The sequence below is a fragment of the Microcoleus sp. Pol12B4 genome (assembly GCF_036701385.1).
In the GTDB taxonomy this organism is placed as follows: domain Bacteria; phylum Cyanobacteriota; class Cyanobacteriia; order Cyanobacteriales; family Microcoleaceae; genus Microcoleus.
Map to the genome: position 1 here is coordinate 42,130 of NZ_JAUBQR010000018.1, position 6,404 is coordinate 48,533.

Consider the following 6,404-nt stretch of genomic DNA (forward strand, 5'->3'; position numbering starts at 1 on the left):
CACCCCACAAGAAAACTCACTCTTCGCTTCACAGGCCCGAAAGCCTGTTAAGCGAGAATGGTGCAAGATGCACCCTACAAGTCGATCGTCCTGTGACAGTTAGCCTTAGTCTGATCTAATCGAGGGGGTTTCTAACTATTCCCCCTCTTTCCCATTCTCCCCCTCTTTCATTTTCCCCACTTTGCCACCAGTTCTGAGAATTTGACAAGCCAAAATAGCCGCCCCAAACCCGTTATCAATATTCACCACACCCACACCAGCCGCACAAGAATTGAGCATAGTTAAAAGAGGAGCAATCCCGCCAAAACTCGCGCCGTAACCTACACTCGTCGGCACAGCAATTACCGGACAATCTGCCAAACCCGCAACCACACTGGCCAAAGCACCTTCCATACCCGCAACCGCAATCAACACATCAGCACCGGCAATTACGTGCCGGTTGCTCAGCAAGCGGTGAATGCCGGCAACTCCCACATCCCACAAACGCCGCACCTGAAAACCGCAAAGTTCCGCAGTAACTGCCGCCTCTTCCGCTACAGGTAAATCCGCCGTTCCCGCACTGATAATAGTCACAGTACCCGGATGCTGCGGAGTTGGGGAATTAGCAGAAATTGCACAAATTCGAGCCTTTTGGTAGTAGCACAAATCCGGTATTTTTTGCTGCAATTGCTCGAAAACTTCCTGTTCAATTCGCGTCGCCATCACCGCAGAATTTCGCCCGCGCATCGCCTCGATAATCTCAACAATTTGGTCGGGGGTTTTCCCCGGGCCCCAAATTACTTCAGGAAAACCCGTTCTCAGAGTACGGTGGTGGTCAATTTTGGCAAAATCGCCGACTTCTTCAAAGTCAAAATGCTTTAATTTATCCAAAGCTGCGATCGGGCTCACATCGCCTGCCGCCACAGATTCGAGTAACTTCTGTAAAATTTCAGGTTCCATTAATTAATGACTGACTAATAACTGCTGATTAACGATCCGCCCAAAAACGGATACACGCCCCCGACTTCTGTCGCGATCGACCCCAAATTTTAGACTAAGGTTCAAGTTCCCAGATTCATCTTTAGAGTAAATCAAATCTAAAAACTAAAATCTAAAATCTAAAATCGACTGACTATTCTGTTATTTTCAATTCGTACAAATTCCAGAAAGCACCGCCGAGGGCACTGTAGCGAATTCCCAAAACGCGATCGCGCACCGCCTCAAAAGTCAGCGGATTCACCATATAGATAAACGGCACTTGTTCTGCTATCATCCGCTGCGTCTCCCCATAAATTTCCTTGCGCTTCGCCTCATCAAGCTCCTGGGAAGCCTTCACATAAAGGTCATCGATTTTCTGCTCCCAGTCGTACACTTCCCAACCTTTAATCGGCGGTTCTCCGGCTTGCGGGCCCTGGTTGAAACTGTGCAAAGTCCCATTGACTGACCAAATATTGTAGCCGCTGTGCGGTTCAGTACCTCCCGTAAAACCGCCGAGGTAAGTATCCCAATTCCGCGTCAGGCGCAGCTTTTCCACATAGGTGTTAAAACTGAGGAACTGTGTATCAATTTGCATCCCCAGTTTGCCTAAATCTTGCTTAATTTGCGTTCCCATTTGTTCCCGAACTTTTTTACCCGCAGCCATCAACAAAGTAAATCGCACTTTGTTGCCCTCTGCATCCAATAATTGTCCCTCACTGTTATATTTAAAACCAGCACTTAACAGCAAATCTTTGGCTTTTTGCAGATCGTAACTGTAAGTTTTCAATCCCTGTTCTGGGGACAGGTAGAACGGACTTTGCGCCGGAATTGGAGAATGCAGCGGCGCGCCAAGTCCGCGATAGATATTGTTAGTCATGGAGTCGCGATTGATGCCGTAGGCGATCGCCTGCCGAAATTCCTTACTCGCGAACCAGCGAGACTTAACCGGGTCTACAAACGGTTGATTTTGAGCATTGCGCCCCCTATTCAGATTGAAACACATAAACACGCTGCCAGTATCCGGCCCGCCGTTAAAGACCGTATATTGGCCGCGTTTTTCCTCCCGTTTCAGCAACGGAAAAACTTCCGGTTGCACGTCCAGAGTATCCAAATCGCCAGAGCGAAAATTCAGCAGTTGATTGTCAGTATTTTCGATAATTTGCCAAACAATTTGCTGGATATAAGGCTGAAGATTTCCCTCCGCATCTTTGCGCCAAAAATACGGATTTTTTTCCAAAACAACGCGCTGATTAGGAGTATAGCTCAGCATTCGATATTGACCGTTGCCGACAATTTTTTGAGGATCGGTATCCGTGTTCCAAGTAGTCAGGAATTTAGGTTTGCCATCTGCATCTGTATTGTCTACAGATTCCTGTAAAATATGAGCTGGTAAAATTGGGATTCCCCCAGCATATCTAATAAAAGGAGCAAAGGGTTCTGCAACGGAAAATTCAACGCGGCGGCTGTCTATTTTTTGAACTTTTGGGAATTGGCGACTCATGCCAACCCTCAGAGTATCTTTCAAACCGCTCGGAATTTTGTCATTGAAATAAATCTTTTCATAGCTGAAGATAATGTCATCAGTAGTCAGGGGTTCGCCGTCCGACCATTTCAAACCCTCTCGCAGGGTGAAGACAATCTTTTTGCCATCTTTAGAAACTTCCCAGGACTCGGCTAAACCGGGTTCTAACTCCGATGTCAAGCCGTTTTCGTTGATCAATCCCTCGTACATATAGCCAAAGACGCTGTATGCAGATTGATTTAGCGGGTAGTTAAAGGTGGCTGGGCCGCTGGGGGTAGGAACGATGAGTCTGTTTACTAAGTTCGATCGGGCTGGAGTGCACGCAGACAGAGTTATAGTGGCAATTGCCGCAAGTAAAATCGCCAGCCAGCGCAGTCTTGAATATAGCATCATAAAAATTTTCATAATTTTTTAGTTTACCACCTGCGTGCAACTATGATTGAGATTGTACCCAACCGAGAAAGTCTTCAGTGCGTGAAAAATACTTGGTTATCCCTACTTCCCGCAAAGCATCTCTAACTTTGGGCAGACCAAATTCTTTTGTATTATTACTCAAAAACACCTTGACTTCATTAGGATGTAAGTGTGCGTGATTCAAGATGCAGTGCAGAATCAAATTGTCTGTCGGGTCTTCTTCAATAAAAATTGAATTCAAACTTGCTTGAAGTATGCCTGCTGTTAAGGGAATCATTTCTATCTTTGTGGCTAACAAATCAAGAGCTGCAAAAAGACGTGCATTGATATCATTTATCAGAGCCTCATTTTCATTGAGGGATTGCTCTAAGTGAAAGACAAGAGACTGGGCAGAGGGTGAAGTTTTATCTCGCTTTAGCTGACTAATTTGTTTTTCCATTTCACCTAAAAAACGGTTGCGTCGCTTGATTTCGTCTTCTAAAGCCGAAAGTGATTCGATGCAGCAAATACTTGGTATGGCTATGCTGACTGATGTCGGTACACTCACCAACAAGTTGTTAGCGTCAGGGTCGTGTCCCGTAGCAATGCTCATCAGAAAGTTAGTCTCGATATATAAAATTGCCACCAATTTCTACCCCAGATTTTGTCGTCCCACCTACTAGAAGTGGCAGCAAGCCGATTTTTGCTATCTGTTCTGAGGCGGTTGGAATTTCAGACTTCCAATTATAAGCTAAGTCGCGCAGCCATGCTTCAACCAGTCTAGTTAGGTATCGCTTAAATATCCGTTTCTTGCCAAATTCAGGCTCATAATGGCGAAGTATCTCAGCAGTGTTTAGAGAGCAAACAGGTTCAGATAAATTTACTCCGTCCCATTTGAAAATCAGAATTTGTTCGGCGTCAACAAAAATCGCATAGGGAATGATGGTGCGTTGCTCGGACATTTTCGCTAACGCAGCTTTCATCCAAGATATTATGTAATCACCAATCCTCTGCTTTGCTGCTGGTTCTTGAGCTTCAATAATTTTGACTTCGATTAGCACGACTACCCGATCGTCCTTATCCAACGCGATAATATCCGCCTCTATAGGTAATTCTACTTCCAAGGTTTCAGTTTGCATGGTTTCAGCCTTCCTAGCGTATAAGTTTAAGTAAATTCAACTTCTACTATCAAACCACTTTTTTAATTTTTGGACACTAAAACTACAGCATAGGCTGCAATTCCTTCTTCTCTCCCGACCGGCCCTAACTTTTCGTTTGTAGTAGCTTTGATACCGATTTGGTCAGGTTTTAATTGTAGAACAGTAGAAAGCCGATCGCGCATTTGCTCAATATGCGGTTTCAGCTTTGGGCGTTCGGCCACCACCACCGAATCAATATTGCCGATTTCCCAGCCTTTATCTAATATTAACTGGTTCACTTGTGCCAACAGTACGAGACTATCAGCACCTTTCCATTTCGGGTCGGTTGGAGGGAAATACAGGCCGATATCTCCTAAGCTGAGAGCTCCGAGCATGGCATCCATGATAGCGTGGGTAAGTACGTCGGCGTCGCTGTGGCCGAGTAAGCCTAATTCGTGGGGAATGTGGACGCCGCCGAGGATGAGGGGGCGTTCTCGAACTAAGCAGTGAATGTCGTAGCCGTTGCCGATGCGGATGTTCATGTAAAGTAGATTTTTGAGAAAAGCAGACAGTAGACAATTATTTCATATTTTGTCTGAGGATAATTGAGTTTTTTGGGCGATCGAGCTTTTTACTAAAACTTACCGACTCGGAACAAACAAACCGAGTTTTTTACCCTGGGTGCGGTTTGGAAAGAAGTAGATGCGCCATCCAACCAGGTTTCTAGATACCCATGCGTCCAGGACTATTGGCTTAAGACTAGCGCCCGAACTAGACAGCTAATTGCCAAGTTCAAACATTGCCCTCAGCTATCAACCATCAACCAACCTGAATCAAATCCGGATAGGAACTCAACAACTCACCGCCAGTCAAACTATGCGTTTCCTCCTGCGGACTCCAAATCAACTCAAAAATCAGCAAATTCTCTGCAGGAGTCGCCGCCGATTTCTCTAACGCTATTTTCAATTTTCCACTATCGCGAATGTCTCCAAACAGCGGTCTGACATCCTCTTTTCCTATCAAAAACGTCACTACAATATACTCTCCCGACACTCTATTCCCAGCACTGACCGAGTGGCGGCGGCGGGTGTCGCCGTTAACCAAACTCAGAGTTTCTAGACTTAACTTTCTGCGTTCTTGAATCGAGAGTTGATTGAATATTTGCTCAGCTTCCTCCCGACTCGTAAATATCTGGTAATTCCCGCCAACGTGACTCCACTTGTCGCACGGACGCAAAACAACCAGAACACATTCTGGCAAAAATAATGCCCTGTTGATCGCAGTTTTTATATCATAATTTAATGTCAATTCATTTAGCTGACTTTTAACTCCTGGGCAAGATCCCACTAACATTGCAACTTGTAACTGGCTGACGGCAAGAATATGTATTTTATTTTGAGTTCCCGACTGGGGGCGATGATAGTAAATACAGTAAGCGATTAACGTTAAACCCCCTACCGAAACAAACAGCCAAAACCAAAACAATTTCCAATCCTCAGATGATGGCGAAGTCGGAGCGTTGTCAAAGGTATTTTCAGGGAGAATTGGTGCTAAATTAATTACTGGCTGTTGATTATAATCAGTATTTCGCTGACTGTTACCTGGGTTGTCTGAAGATGGCGTTAGGAGTTCGATATTGCCGGAATAATCAGTGGTGATTGGCGTTGGATTAACTGCTGGATTAGGATTATAACCAGTATTTGACTGACTGTTACCGGGATTGTAAGGAACTGCATAACTCGGAGCGGAATTATAGGTGTGGCGCTGAATAATTAAAGTTCTGTTATTTCCATATTTTTGGGGAATTGGAGGGTTAGGTACGGCGACAGGTGCAGGTGAAGCCGGCTTTTCAAAAGAGCTGCTGCGAACTCTTTCCCCAGTGTTTCCATTGGTACTAGGACGGCTGGAAATGGAACTAGAAGAAGTGCCAGACGAGCTGTTTCTAGAAGGGCTAGAACAAGTGCCAAACGAGGTGTTGCTAGAAGAACTAGAACGGCTAGGCGAGGTACTGTTGGAGCGGCTGGAACTGGAACTAGAACTAGAATAAGACGATCGCCCGTCGCTACTTCCGCCACTGCTTCGGGCAAAAGCTTCCCGGTTAATATGTAACCTTGCCGCCGCTGCTAGGAGTTAAATTGACAGTAACTTCAGCGGCGAGCAAAAAGGCGATCGCCGTACAGCACAAAAGTTGATTTTTTAACATAAGTTTCTCTGCTAAAAATAGGATGATCAACCCCGACTGTTAAAAGTCAAAAGTTAACTAATCCGCTAGCAAATCCGGTCGCCTTTGGCGCGTTCTTTCAATTTGCTGTTGCTTGCGCCAGCGAGCAATTTCTGCGTGATTACCAGACAGCAACACGTCGGGCACCTTCAATCCCCGAAAATCCGCCGGT

7 protein-coding genes and 1 pseudogene are annotated in these 6,404 nt (G+C 45.5%); 1 reads left to right on the forward strand and 7 read right to left on the reverse strand.

The window, feature by feature from the left end; translation table 11 throughout:
- Positions 1-135: 135 nt before the first annotated feature.
- From larB to QUA38_RS04640, 6 genes are all read right to left on the reverse strand, one after another.
- Positions 136-939, reverse strand: a complete 804-nt coding sequence (gene larB / locus QUA38_RS04615; RefSeq protein WP_333159612.1) for a nickel pincer cofactor biosynthesis protein LarB — start codon at positions 937-939, stop codon at positions 136-138.
- A 172-nt stretch (positions 940-1,111) separates the two neighbouring features.
- Complete coding sequence (locus tag QUA38_RS04620; protein ID WP_333159614.1) at positions 1,112-2,872, reverse strand: ABC transporter substrate-binding protein; 1,761 nt, start codon at positions 2,870-2,872, stop codon at positions 1,112-1,114.
- Positions 2,873-2,912: 40 nt separating this feature from the next.
- Positions 2,913-3,518 carry a PIN domain-containing protein gene (locus QUA38_RS04625; RefSeq protein ID WP_333159615.1) on the reverse strand — a complete coding sequence of 202 codons (606 nt, stop codon included), beginning with the start codon at positions 3,516-3,518 and terminating at the stop codon, positions 2,913-2,915.
- Positions 3,493-4,011, reverse strand: a complete 519-nt coding sequence (locus QUA38_RS04630) for a hypothetical protein (RefSeq protein ID WP_333159617.1) — start codon at positions 4,009-4,011, stop codon at positions 3,493-3,495. The genes QUA38_RS04625 and QUA38_RS04630 overlap by 26 nt, the downstream gene beginning before the upstream one ends.
- A 62-nt stretch (positions 4,012-4,073) precedes the next feature.
- A complete protein-coding gene (gene ispF / locus QUA38_RS04635; RefSeq protein WP_333159619.1) occupies positions 4,074-4,553 on the reverse strand; it encodes a 2-C-methyl-D-erythritol 2,4-cyclodiphosphate synthase in 480 nt (159 codons plus the stop codon).
- 277 nt (positions 4,554-4,830) lie between these two features.
- Positions 4,831-5,496 (reverse strand): DUF1517 domain-containing protein, encoded by a 666-nt coding sequence (locus tag QUA38_RS04640; protein ID WP_333159621.1) that lies wholly within the window; start codon positions 5,494-5,496, stop codon positions 4,831-4,833.
- Between the two features lie 394 nt (positions 5,497-5,890).
- On the opposite strand from QUA38_RS04640, the gene QUA38_RS04645 reads away from it, so the two are divergent.
- Entirely contained in the window at positions 5,891-6,058 is a 168-nt protein-coding gene (locus tag QUA38_RS04645) for a hypothetical protein (RefSeq protein WP_333159622.1), read from the forward strand.
- A 213-nt stretch (positions 6,059-6,271) separates the two neighbouring features.
- Here QUA38_RS04645 and QUA38_RS04650 read toward each other — a convergent pair.
- A pseudogene (locus QUA38_RS04650) lies at positions 6,272-6,404 on the reverse strand (tRNA (guanosine(37)-N1)-methyltransferase TrmD); the annotation flags it as partial.